We start from the raw sequence: 25386 nt of genomic DNA, 5'->3' as shown, positions 1-25386 counted from the left end.
TTAATCTACATATGGATAAACAATCCTGACCAGATAAAGACCACAGGCAGGCACCGACTGGCCGGCGTTGCTCCTGTTTTTGCTGCGTATAATCTCTTCCAGTTCACTGGCACCAATCTCGTGTCTTCCTACCATGACCAGCGTCCCTACAATTGCCCGGACCATGTTACGCAAAAAACGATCTGCAGTGATACAAAAAACGAGACCATTTTCGGTTTCCCTGAAAGAGGCCGCGGTAATCTTACAATTATTTGTTGCAGTTGAAGTGTTCGATTTACTGAAACTGCTGAAATCGGTATACTGCATCAGTTGTGCAGCAGCGACATTCATCGCTTCGATATCGAGTACTCCCTTATATAACCAGGATCTCCCCAGGCTAAAAGGATCTTTCCGGAAATGGAAATGATATTCATAAGAACGGGCAGTGGCGTCGAAACGTGCATGCGCAGTTTCATGAACTTTAAAGATCCGGCTGACAGCAATCTGATAGGGAAGCAAAGCGTTGATATTACTAACAGCGGAAACCGCACGCTCTTCACTGATCCCTGCCAGGTCTGCATGAGCAAAAAATTGCGTTGCATGCACGCCCGCATCAGTACGGCCACAGCCAAGTGTTTCTATCGGCTGCCTAAAGAAAACAGAAAGTGCGCGGTCCAGCTCCTGCTGAACGGTTACCGCATTTGGCTGCACCTGCCAGCCATGATATGCTGTGCCGTCATAAGCCAGTTCAATAAAAAAACGTTGCGTATCCAATATCAGACAAAAATACTTTTTTCCAATTAACAAGACAGGCGTTTAATTGTGATTTAATATATTTGTTGCAAATTATTAAATTGATATGATACAAAGAGTACAGTCTGTATGGCTTTTTCTGGCAGCAATTACATTGCTTATCCTGTTGATCCTTCCATTAGTTACTCGTCAGGCTGAGGCTGGAGAAATCTGGTTTCAGATAGGCGGAATCTATGAAAAAACCAATACCGCTTTCCGCCAAGTGGTTTCTCAGACTGCGCTTTTCGGATTGACCCTTGTAACTGGCCTGCTTTGTCTTGTCAATATCTTTTTTTTCAAAAACCGCGACCTGCAGAAAAAACTAATCTGGTTGATTTCCGTCTTCATTATTGGATTATCAGTGTGGGCAGGTATGGCAGCAACCGCACTTCCGGGAGGACTTGAAGGTGCTTCATTCCACGTGGGGGTAGGACTTCCTGTAATCGCATTGATATTTTGTGCACTGGCTTACAGGGGAATCCGTCAGGATGAGCTCCTTATTCGTTCTGCTGACAGACTCCGATAGACCCCTCTATATTATTATTTGGTTATGTACCAAACAAATACCGGAAAATAAGCGTACCTTTGCGGCTTAATAAATAAAGTTATAATGACAAACCCATTTAAATTATTGGGGATAAGTGATGACGTTGTTAATGCCGTAAAGGATTTAGGTTTCGAAAATCCAACACCTATTCAGGAACAAGCTATTCCTGTGCTGTTAGAGGGCAATAACGATTTTGTTGGTTTGGCCCAAACAGGAACAGGAAAAACGGCAGCATTCGGATTGCCGCTTATTGAACTGATAGATTTCAATACGAACAAGCCTCAGGCATTAATTCTATGCCCTACCAGAGAGCTTTGCTTGCAGATCGCTAGCGACATCAAAAATTATTCAAAAAACACGCCTGGTGCTAGTGTTGTTGCCGTATATGGTGGCGCAAACATTATGCAGCAATTGCGTGAAATCAGAAACGGTGTACAAATAGTTGTGGCTACACCGGGTCGTATGTTAGATATTATCGGTCGTAAGGCTATTGATTTCAGTAATGTGAAATACGTAGTTCTTGATGAAGCTGATGAAATGCTGAACATGGGCTTCCAGGAAGACATTAATGATATTTTGTCTACTACTCCTGACGACAAGAAAACATGGTTATTCTCAGCGACTATGCCGCCTGAGGTAAGGAAAATAGCCCGGAACTATATGGATAACCCTACGGAGTTAACCATGGGAACCAAAAATACTGGTAACGTAAATATTGAGCATGAGTACTATATCGTACGTGCAAGAGATAAATATGCTGCTTTAAAACGTATTGTAGATTTTAATCCTGAAATTTTCGCTGTTGTTTTTTGTAAAACCAAAATGGATACACAAGACGTAGCTGAAAACCTGATTAAAGACGGCTATAACGCCGATGCTTTACACGGTGACCTTTCACAACAACAACGTGACAAGGTAATGCAGCGTTTCCGTGACCGCAATATGCAGTTATTGATCGCTACAGACGTAGCAGCACGTGGTATTGACGTAAACAACGTAACACACGTAATCAACTATTCCCTTCCGGATGAAATTGAAAGTTACACACACAGAAGTGGTCGTACAGGAAGAGCTGGTAAAACAGGTATCTCAATCTGTATCATCAACTCTAAAGAGATCGGTAAAATCCGTCAGATTGAGCGTATAATTGGTAAATCATTTACCAAAGCTGAATTGCCTACAGGATTTGACGTGTGTGAAAAACAACTGTTCTCCCTGGTTCATAAAGTTCACAATGTTGAAGTTAATGATGGCCAGATTGACCAGTACATTCCAAGAATCATGGATGAATTTGCTGAATTAAGCAAAGAAGACGTGATCAAACGTTTTGCTTCACTCGAGTTTAACCGTTTCCTGGAATATTACAAAAACGCACCGGATCTGAATGCAGCTGCAGATGATCGTGGCGATCGCGGAGAACGTGGTGCCAGAGGCGCGAGAAACAGTGATTATACCCGTTTATTTATCAACGTTGGTTCAGTAGATGAATTCACCAGAGGTGACTTATTATCTTTTGTTTGCAACAACGGTAAAATCAGCGGTAAAAACATTGGTAAAATTGATCTTAAAGGTGTTTATTCATTCTTCGAGGTTGAAAATGCAAGTGTAGATACCTTATTCAGCAATTTCAAAGACATCCAGTTTAACAACCGTGGTGTAAGAATCGAAAAATCAGGTGATGCAGCTGAAAGCACAAGCCGCGGTGGTGGCGAACGCAGAGGCGGTTTCGGTGGTGGCGAAAGAAAAAGCTATAGTGGTGGCGGAGAACGCAAAAGTTACGGTGGTGGCGAAAGAAAAAGCTACGGTGGCGGTGACAGAAGATCATCTGGCGGAAGCGGCAGACGTGAAGGTGGCAGCAGCACTGGTGGCGGCGGATTCAGAGATTTCTCTGGAAAACCACGTGAGGGCAGCGGTGAAAGAAGACGCAGATCTTAATCATCTCCCATTCAATCCAAATAAAAAAAGCCAGGCATATCGCCTGGCTTTTTTTATTTGGATTTACGGCTAATAGTATATGCCTGTACTTCACGGAAGTATTAACCAGAGATTAACAGAGTCATGTGCTGGTTTCGTCAACATATCCTTCATAGTTCGTTCACTGTTTCTTCGGACTTCCTTCGTACTTCCTTCGATCGGATTTGAAGAAAGTATGAAGGAAGATAGAATGTAATCGCAACGAGATTCGATACAATGACGAAACACACTCTATCGTATGACGATAATTGAATAGAAGCTTTTACAAAAAGACTGACAAAAAAAAGAGAGGGTATATCATTGTCAAAACATGATATACCCTCTCTTTTTTTTGTTCTTTTTTAATAGCCTGCGCCGGTATCATTTCCCCTCGGATCGGCACCCGTTTCCAGTAAACCATCCTTTCGGATCAGGATCGCATCTACCCTACCCATCGGACCTCTTGGCGTTATCTTATAACCTTTACCCTCGAGATTTTTACGAGTTTCCGGGCTAATTGCTCCTTCCTCTACATACACCTCATCCGGCAGCCATTGATGATGGAACCTTGGGGCAGCAACTGCAGACTGCATGTCTTTACCAAAGGCTAGTACATTCAATATAGTCTGATAAACTGAGGTTATAATAGTCGATCCTCCCGGCGTTCCCACAACCATTCTAAGCTGCCCGTTTTCTTCTATTATAGTGGGAGTCATTGAGCTCAGCATTCTTTTACCTGCAATAATTGAATTAGCTTCTCCTCCTACAAGGCCATACATATTAGGTGTACCCGGTTTCACAGAGAAATCATCCATTTCATTATTCAGAATAAAACCACCACCATTAACAACCACCAGCGAGCCATAGGAACCATTCAATGTCGTGGTAGCAGAAACAGCATCTCCTTGATTATCGACGATAGAATAATGAGTTGTTTGCTCACTTTCATAAACTGGCAATTTACCTTCGCTAACCTCAGAACTTGGCGTAGCCTTGCTAAAGTTCAGATCTTTTATTCTGGAAAGCATGTAATTTGTATCTAATAATGCTTTTTGCGGCACTTTAAAGAAATCGGGATCACCAAGGTATCCAGCGCGGTCGGCATAGGCTCTTCTTTCCGTTTCTACCATCAACTGAACGGTCGAATCACGCTGGAAACCCCATTCCTTTAAAGGAAAACGGGAAGCTTGTTTAAGCATAGTTAGCAGAGCAATCCCGCCACTGGAAGGAGGTGGCATAGAAATCACATTATAATTCAGATAGGAACCTTTTAACGGCGTTCTCCATACAGCCCTGTAGTCTTTCAGATCTGCAGCGGTGATCAGTCCTGAAGTATGTGCCATAGACTTCACTATAGCCGCAGCTACAGGTCCGTCATAGAAACCTCCACGACCTTTATCACGGATGAGTCTTAGCGTCTTAGCGAGTTGCGGCTGTTTAAGCAGATCGCCCTCTTTCCAAAGCCCGTCCTTTACAAAAGCTGGTTTGTAATCATTGTATTTTAAAAAACCTTCTTTATTCTTATTCAGCTCAGCAGCCTGTTGGCTGGTTAACTTAAAACCGTTAGCAGCGAGATCTATAGCTGGCTGCAAGTCTTTCTTCCAGCTGATTTTACCATATTTAAAATGGGCGCGGACCATGCCGTCTACTGTACCAGGGACACCAGATGCCAGTGCACCATATAAACTTTTATCTGTAATCGCGTTTCCTTTCTCATCAAGATACATATCTCGTTTCGCCTTACCAGGAGCCTTTTCCCGATAGTCTAATGCATCGGTCAGGCCTTTGCTATTTCTGTAAACCAGAAAACCTCCACCTCCGATATTGCCTGCATTCGGATAGACTACAGCTAGTGCAAACTGTACAGCCACAGCAGCATCTATAGCATTGCCACCCTTTTTCAAAATCTCCACGCCCACTTTGGAAGCCTCAGGATGTGCAGTAACTACTGCAGCGTTTTTAAATTGGTTTTGCCCTTGAGCAAAAGCGGCAGTAACACTGAAGCCTTCCAGAAGCACTGCATAGAACACTGCTGAAAGGACTACTTTTTTGAATTTCATTGATAATAGATTTTATTTTATCAGCTTACAGCTACGGCGTTCAATCCGCATCTTTCATGCCATAAAGGTTGTAATAAAAAAGAGTTTTCCAAAGGTATTCAGCCTTCGGAAAACTCTCTTCCACACATCTTAAATATTCTTTACAGAAAAACCGGTATTTTATAATGTCAGAGAAAGACGGGTAAATACATATCTGCCCAGGAATCCGAATTGCGGAGCCTGATTAGGATATAAAATACCTGAAGTTCCCTGAGAACCCAATAATAATTCCTGAGGATATACGTCAAATATATTATTAGCACCGACTGTTAGCTTCAGGCTTTTAGTAAAGTTATAACCGGCACCAAGGTCGGTAATAACTCTGCCTGTCAACACCTGACGATTAGCATCTACGTTAGTGGGCTGTTCAACCTTTCCAAAATATACATTCCGGATAAAAGCATTCCATTTGCCAATTGTGTAGTCAAATGTAATATTGGATTTCATACGCGGCGTTACTTTTTCGATAAGAATACGGCTGGCATTATCCAGATAAATGTTTTCTTTTCCTGCAAGCAGCGGAGATGCATGAACCGGGCCTACAATACTGGTTTTGGTAAAAGTGGTTGCCCAGTCTGCACGTAGGTTTCCTTTACCCAGCGCTGTATTATAAGACAAGACAACATCCAGACCTTTGGTCTCTGTATTTACTGCATTGGCGAAAAACCTTGCCGTTGTTGCATTGGCCAGACGTAGCAGGTTGAAAATCTCCTTATCCTGATCAGAAGCTGTAGGTGAATTATTACCCACGAATTGTCCGGTATAAATTACACGGTCATTAATTCTAATGAAGTACCCGTCGACAGTAATTTTCAGTTTACCCAGGTTGGAAGTAAAACCTGCACTGATACTTTTTGAAGTTTCTTGTTTCAATTTCGGAATACCCAGAAGCTGGGCAATACGGCTGTCATTCGCAAATGTGCCCGACTCTACGATATTACCATCCACATAAACTGAAGATGTAGAGCTAAAATACTGCTGATGTAATGACGGCGCCCTAAAACCCGTACTCGCTGCTGCACGCAACAGGAAAACATCTGAAAATTTATAACGCGCTGCCAGTTTTCCATTCACCGTGGAACCGAAATCTGAATAATTCTCGAAACGGGCAGCTGCATCTACGAGGAATTTTTCCGTGAAATTAAATTCGACATCGCCATAAGCTGCTACAGAGTTTCTGGATTCATTAGTCAGATTAGCCTGATTGATACCTGGGAAACCTTGCGCACCACCGGCATAGGCTGCACCATTTGGTGCAAAACGCGTAGGAATATTTCCATTTGGATCGGAAACCAGAATAGGTTTACCCTGACCGTCTACACCTACTTGCAATGCATTGCCATAATTCCTCCAGGAGCTTTCTTCGCCCGGATTGATCTTATAATTTTCATATCTGTTCTCAAATCCAAAAGCAACGTTAATTCCTTTTAATGGTCCTTCAAAGAAACGGCTGAAATCCAGATTGGTGGTATTCTGAGCGAATTCATATCCACCCGATTCAAAGGAAGTCGGAGATGCAGTAAGCATAGATGCATTTACTGAATTACCGGTTTTGAAATCGATCACATTGCGGCCGTAAGTATTACTGAAGTCTGACTTCCATTTGCCGACAGTCCCGCGGATACCAACTGCGAAAGATTGATCCAGACTATTGGTAATAATCTCAGGAAGGAATCCATTTGGATAAATTACTGCATTATTCTGATTCAGCTGACGCGGTGTACGGTAAAACGCAGTAGATACTCCATTCCTGTAATTAACACCTCCAAAAGCATAAACTTCTGCATCCTGTGCAACAGGAATTACCGAGTTGAAGAATAAAGCTCCTCCCCTGTTTCTGGACTGGCCGATATTAGGAACGAAATCTGAACGGCTCTGACCCCTGCGGGCTAGTTCTGCATCTGTAATATCCACACCCGTTGGGGTTGGATAGAGTGAAGGATTATTATAATCCGTATAGATTGCACCTCTGTATGGCGTAGTTCTGGAGGCGAAATCACGGTAGTCGAATGATCCTGATAGATTCAGATAACCACCTTTATCATTCAGGGCGACTCCATAATTGACGTTAGCTTGTACAGTTTCCCCGTCTAATCCATCGGAATGCTTGCCAGTATAACCGCCACCTGAAACACTAGCTGTAAGCTTATTGACATCATTATTCAGGATAATATTAATCACGCCTGCAATCGCATCAGATCCGTACTGCGCGGCAGCACCATCCCTGAGGATCTCAACCCGTTTAATTGAAGAAGTAGGAATTGCATTCATGTCTGTACCGACAGAACCCTTACCCAAACTTCCATTGATATTTACAAGAGCTGTGGTATGTCTCCTTTTACCGTTAATTAAAACCAGAACCTGATCTGGGCCCAGACCACGCAGAGACGCCGGATCAATATGATCGGTTCCATCTGTTAAGCTCATTACATTAGACGTGAATGATGGGGCCACAAAATTCAGGATCTGGTTGAGGGATACCTGCGGTATATTTTGAGTGATCCTGCTGATATCAACCACGTCAACAGGAACAGGTGTATCCAGGTTAGACCTTGGTGCACTTCTGGAGCCCAATACAACCACATTATCCAGCTCATTGCTGTTAGGCAACAGGAAAAAATCTACTGTCTGTGTTTCCTGTTCACCTATAGTGATTCTTTTTTGCTGCGCCTGATAGCCCAGATAAGTAACTGAAATGGTATAAGTGCCCGCGCTTGGCAATTTTAGTTCATAACGGCCGGCAGAATTAGTACCGGCTTTTGGTCCATTTCCGGAAACTGCAACAGTGGCACCGATAATGGTCTGCGATGTATCGCTGACGACCCCCCGGATAGTTTGTGCCTGACTGCCCAGTGCCAGTAAAGTAAGACCTGTTAAAATTGAGTAGAATTTAATTTTCATAGAATTGATTTAGGTTATTAGATGATTCTCAAACAAATATATTCGATTAAACGACAAACACTACATACCTAGTCGTATTTAGTGCTTTATTTAACCTAACCCTTAAGTTACAGAAAATTATCATGTTATATTCCGGACATAAGACAAAGCCGCGGCAGCTATAAAGCAAAAAAGACGTGCCATTGCTGACACGTCTTTTTTTTACGCAAATTTAGCGTTATCACAATAACTTAGCGTATACTAGTCTACTCTGTCTCTGATCTGAGAGGCTTTCAGATAAACTTTACCACCTTTTTTATCAACGTAATATTTACGGTTTTTACCGTCAATATATACATCTGTACCATCTGGTGCTTTCTTACCTTTATAAGTTTTGTCAGCAACTTTAGCTGTACCCTTTACAGCAACTTCTGCTGTTTTGTTACCTACTTTACTGGCGGTGTTTTCAATTTTCTGACCAACTGTCTTTTTTTCCTGGGCTTGTACCGATAAAGATACCGATGCCAGAGCTAGGGCGAAGAAACCCAATACAAAAGTTTTTTTCATATTCTTAGAATTTAATTTAGCAGTAATGAAGCTAAGATCAGGCAGCCTGCAGTATAGGATATATAGCAGGCCTGAAGATGGTTTCACGATTGTGTTAAATCAATTTCCAGGCCGAATAAAATCAGATCAGTTTTTCTGTCAATAACCTCATTTCTATCTGCGGCGAGTTTTTTTCGTATAATATTGCATACACTGCGCGGCTGATCGGCATATCAACTTTGTACTTTTTATTAATCACATGCATACAGGCAGTTGCATAGTAACCTTCAGCTATCATATTCATTTCGAGCTGAGCAGACTTAACCGTGTATCCCTTGCCTATCATATTACCAAAAGTTCTGTTTCTGCTAAACTGCGAATAGGCTGTGACAAGCAAATCACCTAAATAAGCGGATTCTTTAATATCCCTGTCAATTGGATGGACAGCATCTACAAAATCTTTCATTTCACGGACCGCATTAGAGATAAGCACTGCCTGAAAGTTATCGCCATAACCCAAACCATGACAAATTCCACTCGCTACCGCATAGATATTCTTAAGCACCGCAGCGTATTCTGTACCGTAAATATCGTCTGAAACATTAGTTTTAATATACCTTGTATTAAGCAGTTTAGAAAATTCAACTGCATATTCCAAAGTAACTGAAGAGATAGTCAGGTATGAGAGTTTCTCCAATGCGACTTCTTCTGCATGGCAAGGTCCACTGATTACTATCAGATCTTCTTTTGGAATGCCATACTTTTCCTGCATGAATTCGCCTATAATCTGATTCTCATCTGGCACGATTCCTTTAATTGCAGAAACTATTTTCTTACCGGCAAGCATCTCCGGCGTTACACCGCGAAGGCTTTCCTTAAGAAATGCAGCCGGCACATTCAGGATGACATAGTCTACCGGTTCCAGTATAGCTGGCAGCTGATCGGAAATATGCGATTCAGGTATCCTGATCTCGACCGAGCTCAGGTATTTAGGGTTATGTTTATATTTTTTAAGGTGTTCGATTACTTCGGTATCCCGCAGCCACCAGTATATGTCTTTCTCGGTAAGGTTATCCGAAAGCATCTTGATAACGGCCGTCGCCCAGCTTCCGCCGCCAATCATTGCAACTTTTGGTCTCATCATAGTCAAATAAAAAATCCCGGTTTAATGTTTTAAACCGGGACAAATTACTTAAATTATTATGAAGCGTCGTTTTTACTTTTTATCAGGATTTGCAAATAACTGATCCTTAGTAGTTTTTTCTACCTTCGCACCATCTTTCAAACGGTTCTGTATGGCAGAATAAGGTCCGCTAACAATTTCAGTTCCTGCTTTCAGACCACTCTTGATCTCAATGAACTGATCATTTTGAATACCGGTTGTAACCTCAACTTGTTTTACTGTACCACCTGCATAGGTATAAACATATTGTTTAATAGTTTTATCTGTCAGTTTTGACTTCTGCTTATCTGCATTTGCGTCATTTCCCTGCTGTTCTTTGTCGCTGCCGCCACCTTCGCTCTTTGTAAATACGGATTGGATCGGAACAGAAAGACTGTTCACAGATGAACTTTCAATATCAACTGTAGCCGATAATCCGGGTCTGAAAGGCGAGGGTAAATCTTTAGCACCACCCTGAACGCCACTGTATGAATCTGCTGAGATTCTTACTTTGACAACAAAATTCGTCACCTGGTCAACTGTTGTTGTTGTTGTGCCCACATCTTTAGAAGAACTGGCAATTTCTGTAACGATTCCTTTAAATTTCTTATCAGCAAACGCGTCTACCTCTATCGTTGCACTGTCACCTACGTTCACACGGTTAATATCATTTTCATTTACGTCTACGTTCACCTCCATAGAGTTCAGGTTTGAAATACGCATGATCTCTGTACCAGCAAACTGAGCTGTTCCCAGGATCCTGTCGCCAAGCTCAACCGATAACTTTGAAATTACACCATCCACCGGAGCGAAAGTAGTTGCTTTAGCCAAATTGGCACCGGCTTCCTGAACATTGGCACCTGATTGTGCTAGATTAAATTTAGCAGCAATCAAAGATTGTTTTGCACTCTCAAGATTCGTTCTTGCTGTGGAATATGCGGCTTTGGCTGCATCAAATTCTGCAACAGAGATCACTTTTTTATTGAAGAGTTCTACATTCCTTTTATAGATTCCATCTTCGTTTGCGAAGGTACCCTGAGACTGTTTCAACAATTGTTCAGCGGAACTCACACTCGCCTTCTGAGAATTATAGGAAGCGCTGGCCTTATCATATCCAGATTGCAGAATATCCGGTCTGATCTTAAACAATAACTGGCCTTTTTTAACCACATCACCTTCTTTAACCAGCAATTCAACTACTTCTCCCGACACCTCGGAACTCAGTTTCACTTCTGTCTCCGGCTGTACTTTTCCACTGGCAGTTACCGTTTCTATAACTTTCCTGACCTCTGCTTTCTCAACAGTAACCTTTTCCACTGTTTCACCTCCTATCAGACCGGTCATTTTTGCTGCTACCAGTAAGGCAATCAGCATGCCAACTGCAATGAGTATGTGTTTTAATTTCATCGTTTGATAATTATAGTTTGAATTGCGTTAAAATGTAATCTGGTTCCCCAGGTAATAATCAATAACTTTTGACCGGAATAACAGGTCGTATTTTGCCTGGATCAGGTCAATTTCTGCTTTATTTCTATTTGTTCTGCTTGTATTATAATCCAATGAGTTAACCAGACCTACATTATAGCGCTGCTCAATCACATTAAATGCATCTTTTTGCGCATTAAATGTGTTTTCGTTAGACTTATAACGACTATCTGCGGCACGCAAATCTGCAACAGCCTGCGCAATTACCTTATTCAAATTATTTTTTGCCAGCTGCTCCTGGATCTTAAAATCTTCATAATTTATTTTTGCTCTTTTCACATTAGATCTTGCCTGTAATCCGTTAAATATAGGAATCTGAACAGAAAGTCCTACGTTCTGAAAAAAGTTGTTGCTGATCTGATCAAATAAATGCGGATTGGGGATGGAGCCCATCAAACCTGTACCCAGAAGATAAGAATATCTGGAACCGATTCCCCCACCCAGGGAAATACGTGGACTCAAAGCGCCTTTCGCCACTGCCACTCCCTTTTCGGCAGCTTCGCGGTTTAACTTAGCCAGTTTAATATCAGGGAATATAGCGAGTGAAGAGTTATAAACCTCATTGACATTATAGTTCTTACGGGCCATTGCGATATCCACAATAGTTGGCGCAACCACCTCGTAATTCGAAGAATCCGGACGCATCTCCATTAACTGAGACAGTGTAAGAAAAGATATAGTCAGCTGGTTTTGCGCATTGGTCACATTTAATTCTGCAGTCGCTGCCTGAGCCTTTGCCTGAGAGATATCTGCCAGTGTTTTATTTCCCGCCTCCAGCAATGCCTGCTCTCTTACCTCAGTTTCCTGCGCAACGATCAGCTGCTCATTAGAAGCTTTCAATAAATCTTCATTAAAAACCACCTGAAAATATGCTGTGACAACCTGCAGGGTCAGATCATTTTTAATCTTGTCCAGATTGCTGTTTCCTGCCTCCAGTAAAATCTTATTCTGACGGATCTGATTCAGTTTGGCAAAGCCACCAAAAAGATCTACCGATGCATTCAAACTACCCGTACCCTGATAAAACTTATTACTAACCAGCTGATTTGTGGCCGTGTTCAGACTTCGTCCAAAATTCAGACTATTGTCCAGACCACCGTTAAGTGAAGGGTAAAGCGCTGCTTTCGATTGCTGCAAGTTCACTTCTGATGTAGAAACATTCAGCGCGGCTTGCTTAATAGTCAGGTTATTCTGCAACATCCTTTCTACTGCCTGCTGAATAGTCAGTTTTTCCTGGGCAGCAGCCGTTCCGCTAAATCCGAGAGCAGCGACCAATAATGTCATACTGAAGGTAACAGGCCCGCGCAGGCTCTTAGGCGTAAAAGTTTTCATAATTTATATATACGTTGTTTAAACAATATGTTTTTCAGCTAACCAGTGGCAAATCCTGGTTTATTTTTATCTTTGGCCATGTACCTGGTCAGATCTCCCCTTCTTTTAAAGTGGTATTACAAAGGCTTAACCTGGCATAAGGAACGCGCTGAAAAAGTTGTTTACTTAACCTTTGACGACGGCCCTATGCCGATTGTTACAGAGTTTGTTTTAAATACTTTAAAAACTTACAAGTGCAAAGCAACTTTCTTCTGTATTGGTGACAATATCAGAAAACATCCTGATATTTTTGAGCGTTTAAAAACCGAAGGTCATGCTATAGGCAATCATACCTTCAATCACTTGAAAGGTTGGAAAACTCCAACGGATGTATATGTCACTAATTTCATCCGGTGTCAGGAGCTGACAGGCACCAATCTATTCAGGCCGCCTTACGGAAGGATCAAAAAATCACAGATCCGGGCACTCAGAAAAATCCATCCGGACCTTCAGATTATTATGTGGGACACACTCAGTGGAGATTTCGACACTTCCATTTCCGCTGAAAAATGCATTAGCAATGTGCTATCTTACACCAGAAACGGATCTGTTATTGTCTTCCACGACAGTTTAAAGGCGTTCGACAGGATGCAGACAGCTTTGCCGGCTGTCATTGAATCGCTAAAGAAAAAAGGCTACAGTTTCCGCACACTCTAAAACCCGCACAGAAAATTCAGGCCAGAATTATGAGAGGTGTCTCAACAGCAGATACAGGGCTTTTTAATGGAAAATCGCCCTTCATCTGTTCAGTACCGGACAGTGCTTTTTAAAAATGAACACCACGCTGATTATGGTCTTAATTTGCCCCATCGTTATGATTATTCAATTATTTAGAACATATATAAATAATATAATGATTTGCTTATCAACCCACACCCCTGTTTTTTTTTGTAAATTCGCAATAAATAATTCTTAATATATTACCTTTTAACACATTTATCAATGGCTTTTGATATAGAAATGATCAAAAAGGTGTATGCAAACTTTGGACCCCGGGTTGAGGCGGCCCGTAAACTAGTAGGCAGACCTTTAACACTCTCAGAAAAAATCTTATATACCCACCTTTGGGATGAAAATACAAATACCTCTTACGTTAGGGGTACGGACTATGTAGATTTTGCACCTGACCGTGTAGCTATGCAGGACGCTACGGCCCAAATGGCACTATTACAATTTATGCAGGCTGGCAGACCGAAAGTTGCAGTACCCTCTACTGTACACTGCGATCACCTGATCACAGCAAAACTGGGTGCTGAAATTGACTTACCTGCAGCAAATACAGAAAGTAAAGAAGTTTTTGATTTCCTGGCTTCAGTTTCTAACAAATATGGTATCGGTTTCTGGAAACCGGGTGCTGGTATTATTCACCAGGTTGTATTGGAAAATTATGCATTCCCAGGTGGAATGATGATCGGTACTGACTCACACACAGTAAACGCAGGCGGTTTAGGTATGGTAGCTATTGGTGTTGGTGGTGCTGATGCATGCGACGTAATGGCTGGTTTACCTTGGGAGCTTAAATTCCCTAAACTGATTGGTGTAAAGTTAACCGGTAAATTAAACGGCTGGACTTCTCCTAAAGATGTAATTTTAAAAGTAGCTGGGATTCTGACTGTAAAAGGTGGAACAGGTGCTATCGTAGAATATTTTGGTGACGGCGCAACTGGCATGAGCTGTACTGGTAAAGGTACCATCTGTAATATGGGTGCTGAAATCGGTGCAACAACTTCTACGTTTGGTTACGATGAAAGTATGGAGCGTTATTTACGCGCTACAAACAGAGCTGATGTTGCTGACGCTGCAAACGAAATTAAAGAACATTTAACTGGTGACGCAGAAGTATACGCTGAGCCTGAAAAATATTTTGACCAGCTGATTGAAATTGATCTTTCTGCATTGGAGCCTTACCTGAACGGACCGTTCACACCGGATCTGGCTACACCTATTTCAAAAATGAAAGAAGTAGCTGCCGCTAACGGATGGCCAATGAAAATTGAAGTCGGACTGATTGGTTCTTGTACAAATTCTTCTTATGAAGATATTTCGAGAGCTGTTAGTGTGGCAAGACAAGTAGCTGAGAAAGGACTGACTGCAAAAGCAGAATATTGTATCAACCCAGGTTCTGAGCAAATCCGTTTCACCATTCAGCGTGATGGTTTTATGGATGTTTTCAACCAGATTGGTGCTAAAGTATTCACTAATGCCTGCGGACCATGTATCGGTATGTGGGACAGGGTTGGTTCTGAAAAACAGGAGAGAAACACTATCGTTCACTCTTTCAACAGAAACTTTGCAAAACGTGCAGATGGTAACCCTAACACTTTTGCTTTTGTTGGTTCTCCGGAACTGGTAACTGCACTGGCTATAGCAGGTGATCTGAGCTTTAACCCCCTGACTGATACTTTAACGAACAACAAAGGTGAGCAGGTGAAACTTGATGAGCCAACTGGTTCTGAATTACCGGCAAATGGCTTCGCTGTTGATGACGCAGGTTATCAGCAACCAGCTGCTGATGGCAGTGGTATTGAAGTACTGGTATCTCCAACTTCACACCGTCTTCAATTACTGGATCCATTCACCCCATGGGAAGGTTCAGACCTGAAAGGTTTAAAACTACTGATCAAAGCTAAAGGTAAATGTACTACTGACCATATTTCTATGGCTGGCCCATGGTTGAAATTCAGAGGCCACCTGGACAATATCTCTAACAACATGCTGATTGGTGCTGTCAACTACTTCAACGACAAAACTGACGACGTTAAAAATTCTTTAACGGGTGAGTATGGTCCGGTTCCTGCAACTCAGCGTGCTTATAAAGCTGCTGGAATAGGTTCAATCGTTGTTGGTGATGAAAATTACGGTGAAGGTTCTTCTCGTGAGCATGCGGCAATGGAACCTCGTCATTTAGGTGTTCGTGCGGTATTGGTAAAATCATTTGCCCGTATTCATGAGACTAACCTGAAAAAACAAGGTATGCTTGGTCTTACTTTCGTGAACAAAGAAGATTATGAAAAGATTCAGGAGGATGATGTTATCGACATCACAGGACTGACTACTTTCGCTCCGAATGTTCCATTAATTATTGTTTTACACCATTCTGATGGTACTCAGGAAGAATTCCCTGTAAATCACAGTTATAATGCACAGCAAATCGAATGGTTTAAAGCCGGTGGTGCGCTGAATATTATCCGCAAACAAGTAAAGAGCTAATATTTACTTAACATCTAAAAAAGCTGTCCCAAAAAAGGACAGCTTTTTTTATTTTCGCAAGAAATCCTGCCACCAGTAACCGGAAGATTTAATAATCCGCTGCTGGGTTTTAAAATCGGTGTAAACCAGGCCGAAACGGGTTTGATAACCTTCAGCCCATTCAAAGTTATCCATTAATGTCCAGGCCATATAGCCCGCTATATTCAATCCCTCCTGCTTAGCCTTTAATAGAGCCCCCAGGTATAATTCAAAATAACGAATCCTTTCCTGATCATCGACCTTTCCATCTGTAAGCTTGTCAGCATAAGCTGCCCCATTTTCTGTAATATACAATTTTGGTATTCCCGGATACGCGGCAAATTGTTTGATAATCGCATAAAAACTGTCGGGATTAACTTCCCAACCCATCGCTGTATGCGGCTTAAGTCTGGATTTTGCCTTTACTTCCCATGCCTGAACCACTGGTACGAAAGCATTATATTTTACAGTTAAGGGAAAATAATTCTGCAATCCAATAAAGTCAAAATCAAAAGCCAGTTTCTCCGTATGCCGCCAGGTGGAATGCGAAATAGCAAATTTCTCCATCACCTCCCAGTCCATTCCCGGGTAGCCCATCCCCAGAAGAGGCTCGACAAACATCCGGTTGAGTAATATATCCATTCGGTATGCGGCCAGGTGATCATTATCAGCATCAGTATGGGGAAACACCTGAGAGCAGGAGAACGTCGTTCCTATATGCGCATTTTGAACTTCTGCACGTATAATACGACCTCCGTCAGCTTGTGCTATAGCGGCATGATGTACTGCAGTAAAAAATGAGGTAACACCTGTCTGACCAGGGGCGTGAATGCCGAGCATATAACCCAGAGAAGTAAATCCGAAGGGTTCATTTAGAATGATCCAGTTCTTAACTTTATCTCCGTAAGTCTGCGCACAAAGACTCACAAATGTATTGAACGCTCCATTGACGCTATATGCTGCCCAGCCCCCTTCATTTTCCAGCGCCTCCGGCAAATCCCAGTGATATAATGTGACATAAGGAACAAGGCCATTCTCCAGGCAACAATCGATAACCCGATGGTAAAAATTAATTCCGGCTTCATTTATTTTGCCAGTACCCTCAGGAAGTAATCGCGGCCAGGAAATAGAAAAACGAAAGGTGTCAAACCCGAGGGTTTTCACAAGAGCAATATCCTCAGCGTAGCGATGATAAAAGTCACAGCCCGGGTTTGGACCAGCGCCCCTCTTAATTTTGCCGCTACGCCTGGCAAAAGCATCCCAGATCGACGGCCCCTTACCGTCCAGATCTGCTGCTCCTTCATTCTGTGCTGCTGCTATAGCGATACCCCAGACAAAATCGTCCCCAAAATCGGCTGCTTTCATATTTTTCGGAATAACGTTAAATATCAACAGGTTATTTAAACACCGCGTTAAGCCTATGTTATTTCATCAGGTCTTTACATCCTGTTAAAGATCCATAGATGCTGGTAATTCCAAGCCAATCTCCTTGAGTAAAATGGCAGCGTTAAATGTTTTACAAGCGCCTGTTTTCAGCAGGTAATCGAAATTCATCTCCCCTTCTGCCAGTTGAATATCAAAATGATAATTTCTCACTTGTTTGGGGTGATCGCCGATCATTTCTGAAAGCTGCAGATCATGTGTGGCAAACAAAGCTGGTGTATTTTTACCGATCAGGTGTTCTATGAAAACTTTAGAACCCAAATACTTGTCCCTGCTGTTCGTACCCCGCAGCATTTCATCTATCAGTACCAGCGCATCAGGCATTCGGGCAACACCATCCAAAATCATTTTTAAACGATTCAGTTCTGCTTTAAAGGTGGATGTTTGGTCGTTCAACGAATCTTTAATCCGCATATAACTAAGCAAACTAAAAATTGAGACTTTAAAAGAATGCGCACAAACCGGGGCTCCGGCATAAGCGAGCACCATGTTTACTCCTGCAGTTCTAAGGAAAGTACTTTTCCCTGCCATATTTGACCCTGTCACAATATCTACTGTCGGCCTGGATTCAAAACTATAGCTATTCACTACTCTGTTTTTCTCGTCAATCAGGGGATGTCCCAAGGCTAGGGCTTCAAGACGGAAAGTATTGCTGATAACCGGATATACCCATTCTGGTTCATTATGCCGCAAGGTAGCGAGTGATATCAGTTCTTCAAAGTGACTAATCGTTTCGAGTCCTCTGAGCATTCCTGCAGCAGATTGTATATACCATTTATCCAAACGGACAGCACACTTTAGATCATGCAGCATAAACAGATTTAATACACTTCCCACCAGAACATTGAGGCGCGCATCGAATGACACGATAATACCAGAAAGTTCTTTGATCTGCCTGCTTAAAGGCTTACCCTGCTCATCTTGTATCGTAAAACGCTGGATATAGCTACTTTGCCAATTTACTTCTTCAACCCATCTTATTGTTCCGGATAATGAATTCAACAATGTAGAACCTCCGCTAAAGCCATAATAAAGTTGATTAATAAATTTGAACCGATATAAGACCAGAGAAATATTGACAAAAAGATATACCCCGAAAAGACTCCAGGCTCGGTCTCCATAAATATAGCCCAGAATAATCCCGGCCAGAGAAAGATAAGGAACCATTGAAATATATACCCGCAGCGCTTTACCTTTTATAAATTCCAGCTGCTTTGGCAGGTCATTTTCTAGTTTTGCAGCTATATTTTCCAATTGATTTTCTTTCTGTCCCTGCAGACCAGCACGAAAATGAAAGGTTTCCTGAATTTTACCACTCAGTTCTGTAATCGCCTGTTGCCGCAATAGAATATCGGCCTCAGCAGCGGGGATTGAAAAACTTTGGGCAAGCAGGTCTTTACCCAGTCTTGTAGTTGCACGGTTCACTTTCGCATATAAAGATCTTTTCCCAAAAATATCGAGATCTGAACTGTAGGGATGCAGTTCATTTTCATAAGCTGTACCATCTGCATAAATACTTTTATGGCGCCGAATCAGGTTGTCCTCATTTTCGTAAATGGTCAGGAGCTGACCGGCATAACTAAGTTCGTTCTCCACTCTAACTTGTTTTTTAACGAGCCATAGAAAGATCAGAACCGGTAAAATTGTAGCCACACCCAATACTGGATGGAAGCCAATGCTAATAATGAGTGTCACCAGGATAATCTCTGCCACAAACAAACCCAGCCGCGACAAAGAGATGGCATTGAGCTTCTTTTTAAGCCTTTCTACTTCAGTTTTCTGGGCATTTATACTATTTTGATAGTCCTTTAAAATACTATCTCTGGAATTTACCATACCTTTGATTTTACGCTAAACGCGATTATAACTTATTTCTGCTAGAAACAGGCTGTTTTTATGCAGAAATAAAAATATACATACTATACTGAGCTAAAAGCATGAAGATTACACTGCTTGTTGTCGGCAAAACTGAAGACAAATACCTGATTGAAGGCATAGAAAAATATCTGTCAAGACTGAAACACTATATAGGTTTCACCCTGCTGGTCATACCAGAATTAAAGAATACCAAAAATCTGACTGAACAACAGCAGAAAAGTAAAGAAGCAGAACTGATCCTGAAACAGATCAGTAACCCCGATGTTATAATTCTGATGGACGAGAAAGGTAAAAAATACTCCTCCGTACAATTTGCACAGTATCTGAACAAACAGATGATCGGAAGTGTTCAGCAATTAACATTTGTCATTGGCGGCCCCTATGGTTTTGACGAATCGGTATATCAGCGGGCTAACGGTTTAATCTCACTCTCTGATATGACCTTTTCCCATCAGATGGTCAGGCTATTTTTTGTGGAACAACTCTACCGCGCATTCAGTATATTAAAGGGCGAGCCGTACCATCATCAATAAATTTGTGGAAAACCGCAGAATGACGCATCATTAAACAGGAATTAATAACTAAAAAGGAAGGATAATATGCAACCATCAGATTTTAAAAGAAAATATCGTTTTAAAAGCAGCAATTCTAATGACCGGTGGAGCTACACAATTGCTATTGTCATCTCTATTATTGCTTTTCTGGTTATCTGGTTATGTTTTTAAGTTTTAACCGAAATTAAAGGCATAAAAAAACCGGGAGCTAAACAACCCGGTTTTTTTATGTTAAAAGCAGACTAAACTCCTTTTTTACTTGTCATATTTACCTTTTTAGCAGGCTGAGCAGCTTTGCTCGGTGCTTTAGCATTTGCAGGCTTAGTTGCTGCTTTAGCTTTTTTATCTGCTTTATCGTCAGCTTTTGGGGCTTCCTGACCTTCTAATCCTGCAGGAGCTTCCTCTGAAAATAAAGGAAGGTCTTTTAAGAGATGGAACCAGGTAACGATTTTCTTCATGTCTGAAGTATAAACTTTATCCTGATCGTGTGCCGGAGCAACATCAACAAATAAATCTCTAAGTACTGCTGCATCGGCCTTAGCATCAGGAACTTCTCCTTTTACCGCAGCGATATTAGCCAGTACATCAACCAATTTCAGATCTTCTTCTTCACCATAAATAGTGATATCTTCCAGTGATGCTAATTTAGTGGAAGAAATACTAGCTACGATTTTAACTTTCTGAGCATCTAAGCCTTCAAGTACATAACCTGCTTTATTCTGTCCAACCAATTTATATAGTCCTGGTCTGCCGGATACGGCTACAATTCCTCTTAAATTCATATACTTAATCTGCTAAAACTTCAATACTTAAAATTTTATCGCCTTGTTTGATATCATCAACAAGATCTACGTTCTCGATAACTTTACCAAAACAAGTATGGTTTCTGTCTAAGTGCGCAGTGTTTGCTCTGCTGTGACAGATAAAAAATTGTGATCCTCCTGTATTTCTGCCTGCATGCGCCATAGAAAGGACACCACGGTCATGAAATTGGTTCTCACCTGACAGCTCACAATCAATTTTGTAACCCGGACCACCAGTACCTGCCAAATGCGCAGTAGCTGCGTCTTTAGAGTTAGGACATCCGGTTTGAACCATAAAATTAGGGATTACACGGTGAAAAGTAACACCATCATAAAATCCTTCTGAAGCTAATTTTTTAAAGTTCGCAACTGCTTTTGGTGCATCCTTCTCATAAAACTCGACAGTCATGTCGCCTTTTTCTGTTTTTATTATTGCTTTGCTCATATTTTCGTTATTGTAATCTGCAAATTTAGTAAAATGTGCGTAAAGTTAAATGCCGGGTTGAAATACCCCGACCTGTAAATGTATATAAAATCATCGGAATCGTATAAATACCTGAAGATGTTTTCGTGTTAATCGTAGAAATTCCAGCTTAAGCCAACCTTAAACACCCTGTCTTGCATCGGGTAACGGTTCACTGTATAGTATCCGTTCGACTGTAAACCCTGATTAATGTATTCATATTTCAGGAATATATTGGCTTTACGCAAACTTGCCCTGATCCAGAAATCTACTACAGGATAGGTATCGAGTTTCTCATCGCTTCCCAAATAAAATTGACCTACTGCCGGGGAATAGGAATAATTTGAGTACTTCGTATTGTATTTTACATCAAAACCAATATTCGTTCTAAGAACTTTGAATACCGTCTGATCTACGAAGAAGCTGTTGAAAGTATAAAAATCGGGAGTTCTGAGTATATTTTGTGCATTAGACTTCTGATAGACCATATAACTTTCCAGTGAGAATTTCCCAAAACGGAACTTCTTCCCCAGCGTAAATTTCAGCAAACTGATCGCATCGGTATATTGTTCGGGAACGACCACAGTCAAGTCTGCCTGATCTCCTGGCTGTTTGAAGTATAAGTAATCATTAATCAGAAAATATTCTGCGCTTGCATCGAGTTTCAACTTTTCATTCAGGTACCGGAATGACAGGTTTGTTGTTTTAGTTTTTGACCAGTCTTTGCCCAGGTTAAAATGTCTGCCATTATACAGCGTGTTAATCTGTTCTGCATTCATACCAGAACCGCTGATATTGTTATCATTTTCCCAGCTGAAATGGTTGCCATAATATTTGTTATAAATTTCTTCAGGAGATTTTTGCTGTAAATATGCGCCAAGTATAACACGCCCAATATTCTGGCTCACCAGAACATTACTTTTCGCTTCATATAAAAAGTCTCCTGTTTGTCTTCCCTGAAAGATCTGCTGTACATCTACATTCAGATCCACACGATCACTAAACCTGTAGCCGGCGTTACCCAGTAAGGTTACGTTCTGAAATGACTTCTGATTAATGTAAAAAGGCTGAGCATTTAAACGCTGCACTTGCTGTGTATAATCGTAGAAATCATGCCTGATACCTGCATCCAGCTTGAGTTCATTTTTAATAAGTGTACTGCTTTTTCCGCGCAGAAAGAAACTATATACGATCTCATTCTTCACGTGAACCACTCCCGTACTGTCGTTAGTATAATTCAGGTCTGCAATACCAGCAGGGAGTAACGTATGATCATCCAGCTCAGTTTTTTGAAAAGCATAAGCGTCTTTATCATACTGCAAAGTATAAGTAACCTTATTAGTGGGCAGCACCTTTTTTGTGATTTCCTGGTCCAGTGTATCAATACGGCCTACAAAATAAGATTGCTTCAGCATGATGGTATTCTTTCTGTAGATCTGCCTGCTGTTATTCAGATGTACGGCCTGCGCATTTCTGGCCACCCCATTTTCGTCGGTACCGAACACATCGGCAACCGGCGAACCATTCTCATAGGCCTTCAAAGTATTGAATATAGCGTTCGCAAATAAAGTATAGCGCTTATTAGGTGAAGTATACCAGGTAAAAATGGTACCATTTAATACATCTCCACGTTGTCTGGCATAAGTACCATTTGCACCTATCCGGTTATAACTCGCTCCAATATTCCAGTTCTTTTTAATGTTTTGTGAATGCAAAACCCTGAATAACTGCTCTTCGTCTCCGCTGTATTGTCCCCCGTAAAAGAGGTTACTGAAAGGCGTGCGTGCCTGATAATAAATAATATCATCATGTCCTTTTGCGTACCAATCAAGTGCATGAAAACCTGGGTTAAAACCTATTGTTTTATCCGGGTTGAAAAGCAGGTCTTTTGCCGCCAGCCCAATATTACCATTATATACGGTAGGTCTTCTGGGCTGTTCCACAGGACTATAATTCTGCATGCCATTTAAACTTGTATCCAGTGGCAATGTTTGAATACTATCTCTGGTAAGCTTTAATGTTGTGTAACGTACAAATCTGGACGTAAAAACCACAGAATCAGGGCCGTTCTCCAGCTTATTACGCAGGGAGTCGAGTTCCTTATTATCCCGGACAGTAGTTTTCAAATCCTGAGCACTAATCCTCGTGAAACCTGCCAATATCCAGGTAAAGCATACCAATACTATAATTTTATACATCTAAGGTCAGGATTAACTGGCTCAATATTTTGGTCATTAATGGTTCTGCTGCCCTGGCAGTAGCCAGTATCTCATCAAGGCTTACTGGTTTCAATTCTTCCGGGAACCCCTCATCAGTCAATACCGATATCGCGAAAACGGGCAGACTCATATGGTTAGCAACAATCACTTCAGGTACAGTGCTCATTCCAACGGCATCGCCCCCAATAATTCTAAGATATTTATATTCTGCTTTAGTTTCAAGATTAGGTCCTGTAACGGCCACATAGACACCCTGATGGCAAGTTATATTTTCATTTGAAGCTATTTCCAGGGCTTTTTGAACAAGATTACGTCTGTAGGGCTGGCTCATATCCGGGAAACGTGGCCCCATATCTTCATCATTTCTGCCACGTAGCGGACTCTCCGGCTGAAGATTGATATGATCGCTGATGATCATCAGGTCTCCTTTTTTAAAATCAGGGTTCAATGAGCCTGCAGCGTTGGAAATAAAAAGGTTTTTAACTCCCAGCGCTTTCATTACACGAATGGGAAAAGTAATCTGCTGCATAGAATAACCCTCATAATAATGGAGTCTTCCCTGCATGGCCACTACTTTTTTGCCATTCAGTATGCCAAAAATAAGTTTACCCGAATGGAACTCTAGTGTAGAGATCGGGAAATTCGGAATATTGGAATACATCAAACTAAATTCGACCGCTATTTCCTGTACCAGACCACCTAAACCGGTTCCCAGGATGATACCAATTTCAGGCTGAAAATGATTAGTTTTTTGATTGATATAAGTGACGGTCTCTTGTAATGTCTGAAACATAAGTTAATAGCTTTTGATCAAAAATAGATTGTTTCCCCTGCCCGATTTCCATACGGATCGGCAAATAAAATACAGGCAAATTTAGTAGTAATTCTTTGATTGTAACATCAAATAAACGTTGAGCATCCTTTTCTGTTGTGAGGATGATTTTTTCTTTTCCCGAATGCGCATGAAATGCATCCCTTAACCGTTGTAAATCTGAAAATTTATACAAGTAATGATCTGGATAATCATGATGAACTATTGTGCTGCCCAACTGCTTTAGATAAGTTAGTAAAGGCGCAGGATTAGCTATTCCGGTTAATAGAAAGATTGTTTTATCTTTTAATGCGGAAAGCGGAAATTCTTCACTATCATATAAACTGACTGGCTGCTGATAGACAATGGAAGAGCAAAATACAGCGTGCTCCGCATCAAATTTATCCTTGACTCGTTTTAATTCCGCGGCAGTAGTTTCGGATGGCACTTTTGTAATCATAAGTAAATCTGCCCGGCGGTAACTGCTAAAGGCTTCTCTCAAATTGCCCGCGGGTAATAAAAACTGTGTCTTATTAAGCTGGTTAAAATCAAATAGCAAAATGCTGAATCCCGGTTTCAGACTTCTGTGCTGAAAAGCATCATCGAGCAATATCAAGTCATGATCTGACTGCAATTTCCGGATTCCTTTCACCCTGTCTTCGCAAACAGCAACCGTAATCTGCGGAAATTTATGATAAAACTGGAGGGGCTCGTCGCCGATAGTTAAGGCCGTATCTGCTGCACCGGCCCTGATAAATCCTTTGGTCTTCCGGCCATACCCACGGCTGAGTACTGCAATTTTACGATCCCTGAACAGATTAATCAGATATTCAGTAGCGGGACTCTTCCCTGAACCTCCCACAACAAGGTTGCCCACTACAATAACCGGAAGGTCAAATTTTGTGGAATGGAAAACACCCAAATTATAAAGCTGATTACTGAGGTAAACCACCAGGCCATAAATCAACGAGAGCGGTAATAAAAGGATTCTTAAGTATTTAAGCATAGGAGTGAATCAAAAATAAGAATTATTTCAGCGAAGATTGACCTGGTATGTTTATAATGTTCCATAAGTGATAATCAGCGCAGTGTTTTCTGCGTTTAATTTAATGTTAGCTAAATATCATAATGCCAGCCGCATTAAATGGCCGGGTAAATAAAGAGCTATATTTG

The 25386-nt window shown here is 41.4% G+C and carries 19 protein-coding genes; 5 read left to right on the top strand and 14 right to left on the bottom strand.

Going from position 1 to position 25386, the window contains the following annotated elements:
* Window positions 1-786, bottom strand: coding sequence for a tRNA pseudouridine(38-40) synthase TruA (truA, locus tag BLR53_RS09060; RefSeq protein ID WP_244889472.1), 786 nt, complete (start codon window positions 784-786; stop codon window positions 1-3).
* Between the two features lie 52 nt (window positions 787-838).
* Between truA and BLR53_RS09055 the strand changes: the two genes are divergently transcribed.
* Window positions 839-1297 carry a DUF4293 domain-containing protein gene (locus tag BLR53_RS09055; protein ID WP_037440787.1) on the top strand — a complete coding sequence of 153 codons (459 nt, stop codon included), beginning with the start codon at window positions 839-841 and terminating at the stop codon, window positions 1295-1297.
* An 84-nt stretch (window positions 1298-1381) separates the two neighbouring features.
* Window positions 1382-3253, top strand: coding sequence for a DEAD/DEAH box helicase (locus tag BLR53_RS09050; protein ID WP_037440779.1), 1872 nt, complete (start codon window positions 1382-1384; stop codon window positions 3251-3253).
* Between the two features lie 380 nt (window positions 3254-3633).
* Here the strand turns inward: BLR53_RS09050 and ggt are convergent, their stop codons facing one another.
* From ggt to BLR53_RS09020, 6 genes are all read right to left on the bottom strand, one after another.
* Window positions 3634-5331, bottom strand: a complete 1698-nt coding sequence (gene ggt / locus BLR53_RS09045; protein WP_074589094.1) for a gamma-glutamyltransferase — start codon at window positions 5329-5331, stop codon at window positions 3634-3636.
* 159 nt (window positions 5332-5490) lie between these two features.
* Window positions 5491-8271, bottom strand: a complete 2781-nt coding sequence (locus BLR53_RS09040; protein ID WP_074589092.1) for a TonB-dependent receptor — start codon at window positions 8269-8271, stop codon at window positions 5491-5493.
* 240 nt (window positions 8272-8511) lie between these two features.
* A complete protein-coding gene (locus BLR53_RS09035) occupies window positions 8512-8817 on the bottom strand; it encodes a hypothetical protein (protein ID WP_037440818.1) in 306 nt (101 codons plus the stop codon).
* Between the two features lie 121 nt (window positions 8818-8938).
* Complete coding sequence (locus BLR53_RS09030) at window positions 8939-9940, bottom strand: NAD(P)H-dependent glycerol-3-phosphate dehydrogenase (RefSeq protein ID WP_037440774.1); 1002 nt, start codon at window positions 9938-9940, stop codon at window positions 8939-8941.
* Window positions 9941-10012: 72 nt separating this feature from the next.
* Entirely contained in the window at window positions 10013-11365 is a 1353-nt protein-coding gene (locus tag BLR53_RS09025; RefSeq protein ID WP_074589089.1) for an efflux RND transporter periplasmic adaptor subunit, read from the bottom strand.
* A 27-nt stretch (window positions 11366-11392) separates the two neighbouring features.
* On the bottom strand, window positions 11393-12775 hold the full coding sequence (locus tag BLR53_RS09020; RefSeq protein WP_037440770.1) for a TolC family protein: 1383 nt from the start codon (window positions 12773-12775) through the stop codon (window positions 11393-11395).
* 78 nt (window positions 12776-12853) lie between these two features.
* On the opposite strand from BLR53_RS09020, the gene BLR53_RS09015 reads away from it, so the two are divergent.
* The gene (locus tag BLR53_RS09015; RefSeq protein WP_074589087.1) at window positions 12854-13471 is read left to right on the top strand and encodes a polysaccharide deacetylase family protein; all 618 of its coding nucleotides are present in this window, start codon (window positions 12854-12856) and stop codon (window positions 13469-13471) included.
* 285 nt (window positions 13472-13756) lie between these two features.
* Complete coding sequence (locus BLR53_RS09010; RefSeq protein WP_074589084.1) at window positions 13757-16024, top strand: aconitate hydratase; 2268 nt, start codon at window positions 13757-13759, stop codon at window positions 16022-16024.
* A gap of 48 nt (window positions 16025-16072) precedes the next feature.
* On the opposite strand, the gene BLR53_RS09005 is transcribed toward BLR53_RS09010, so the two are convergent.
* Both BLR53_RS09005 and BLR53_RS09000 read right to left on the bottom strand, forming a co-directional pair.
* Complete coding sequence (locus BLR53_RS09005; RefSeq protein WP_074589082.1) at window positions 16073-17407, bottom strand: GH1 family beta-glucosidase; 1335 nt, start codon at window positions 17405-17407, stop codon at window positions 16073-16075.
* A gap of 84 nt (window positions 17408-17491) precedes the next feature.
* Entirely contained in the window at window positions 17492-19321 is a 1830-nt protein-coding gene (locus tag BLR53_RS09000; protein WP_074589080.1) for a MutS-related protein, read from the bottom strand.
* Window positions 19322-19422: 101 nt separating this feature from the next.
* Here BLR53_RS09000 and rlmH point away from each other — a divergent pair, with 101 nt between their 5' ends.
* A complete protein-coding gene (gene rlmH, locus BLR53_RS08995) occupies window positions 19423-19896 on the top strand; it encodes a 23S rRNA (pseudouridine(1915)-N(3))-methyltransferase RlmH (protein ID WP_037440759.1) in 474 nt (157 codons plus the stop codon).
* A 263-nt stretch (window positions 19897-20159) separates the two neighbouring features.
* On the opposite strand, the gene BLR53_RS08990 is transcribed toward rlmH, so the two are convergent.
* The 5 genes from BLR53_RS08990 to lpxK all read right to left on the bottom strand — a co-directional run bounded on the left by BLR53_RS08990 (window position 20160) and on the right by lpxK (window position 25219).
* The gene (locus BLR53_RS08990; RefSeq protein WP_074589078.1) at window positions 20160-20699 is read right to left on the bottom strand and encodes a DUF5606 family protein; all 540 of its coding nucleotides are present in this window, start codon (window positions 20697-20699) and stop codon (window positions 20160-20162) included.
* 4 nt (window positions 20700-20703) lie between these two features.
* Window positions 20704-21165 (bottom strand): peptidylprolyl isomerase, encoded by a 462-nt coding sequence (locus BLR53_RS08985; protein ID WP_037440755.1) that lies wholly within the window; start codon window positions 21163-21165, stop codon window positions 20704-20706.
* Between the two features lie 128 nt (window positions 21166-21293).
* The gene (locus tag BLR53_RS08980) at window positions 21294-23381 is read right to left on the bottom strand and encodes a putative porin (RefSeq protein WP_074589074.1); all 2088 of its coding nucleotides are present in this window, start codon (window positions 23379-23381) and stop codon (window positions 21294-21296) included.
* The gene (locus BLR53_RS08975; RefSeq protein ID WP_074589070.1) at window positions 23374-24195 is read right to left on the bottom strand and encodes a purine-nucleoside phosphorylase; all 822 of its coding nucleotides are present in this window, start codon (window positions 24193-24195) and stop codon (window positions 23374-23376) included. Before BLR53_RS08975 ends, BLR53_RS08980 begins: the two co-directional genes overlap by 8 nt.
* Window positions 24146-25219, bottom strand: a complete 1074-nt coding sequence (lpxK, locus tag BLR53_RS08970) for a tetraacyldisaccharide 4'-kinase (RefSeq protein ID WP_074589066.1) — start codon at window positions 25217-25219, stop codon at window positions 24146-24148. Before lpxK ends, BLR53_RS08975 begins: the two co-directional genes overlap by 50 nt.
* Window positions 25220-25386 lie beyond the last annotated feature (167 nt).

This window comes from Pedobacter antarcticus, from assembly GCF_900103515.1.
Classification (GTDB): Bacteria; Bacteroidota; Bacteroidia; order Sphingobacteriales; family Sphingobacteriaceae; genus Pedobacter; species Pedobacter antarcticus.
The sequence above is the reverse complement of the archived record's forward strand: the minus strand, read 5'-3'. Positions and strand labels throughout refer to the sequence as shown.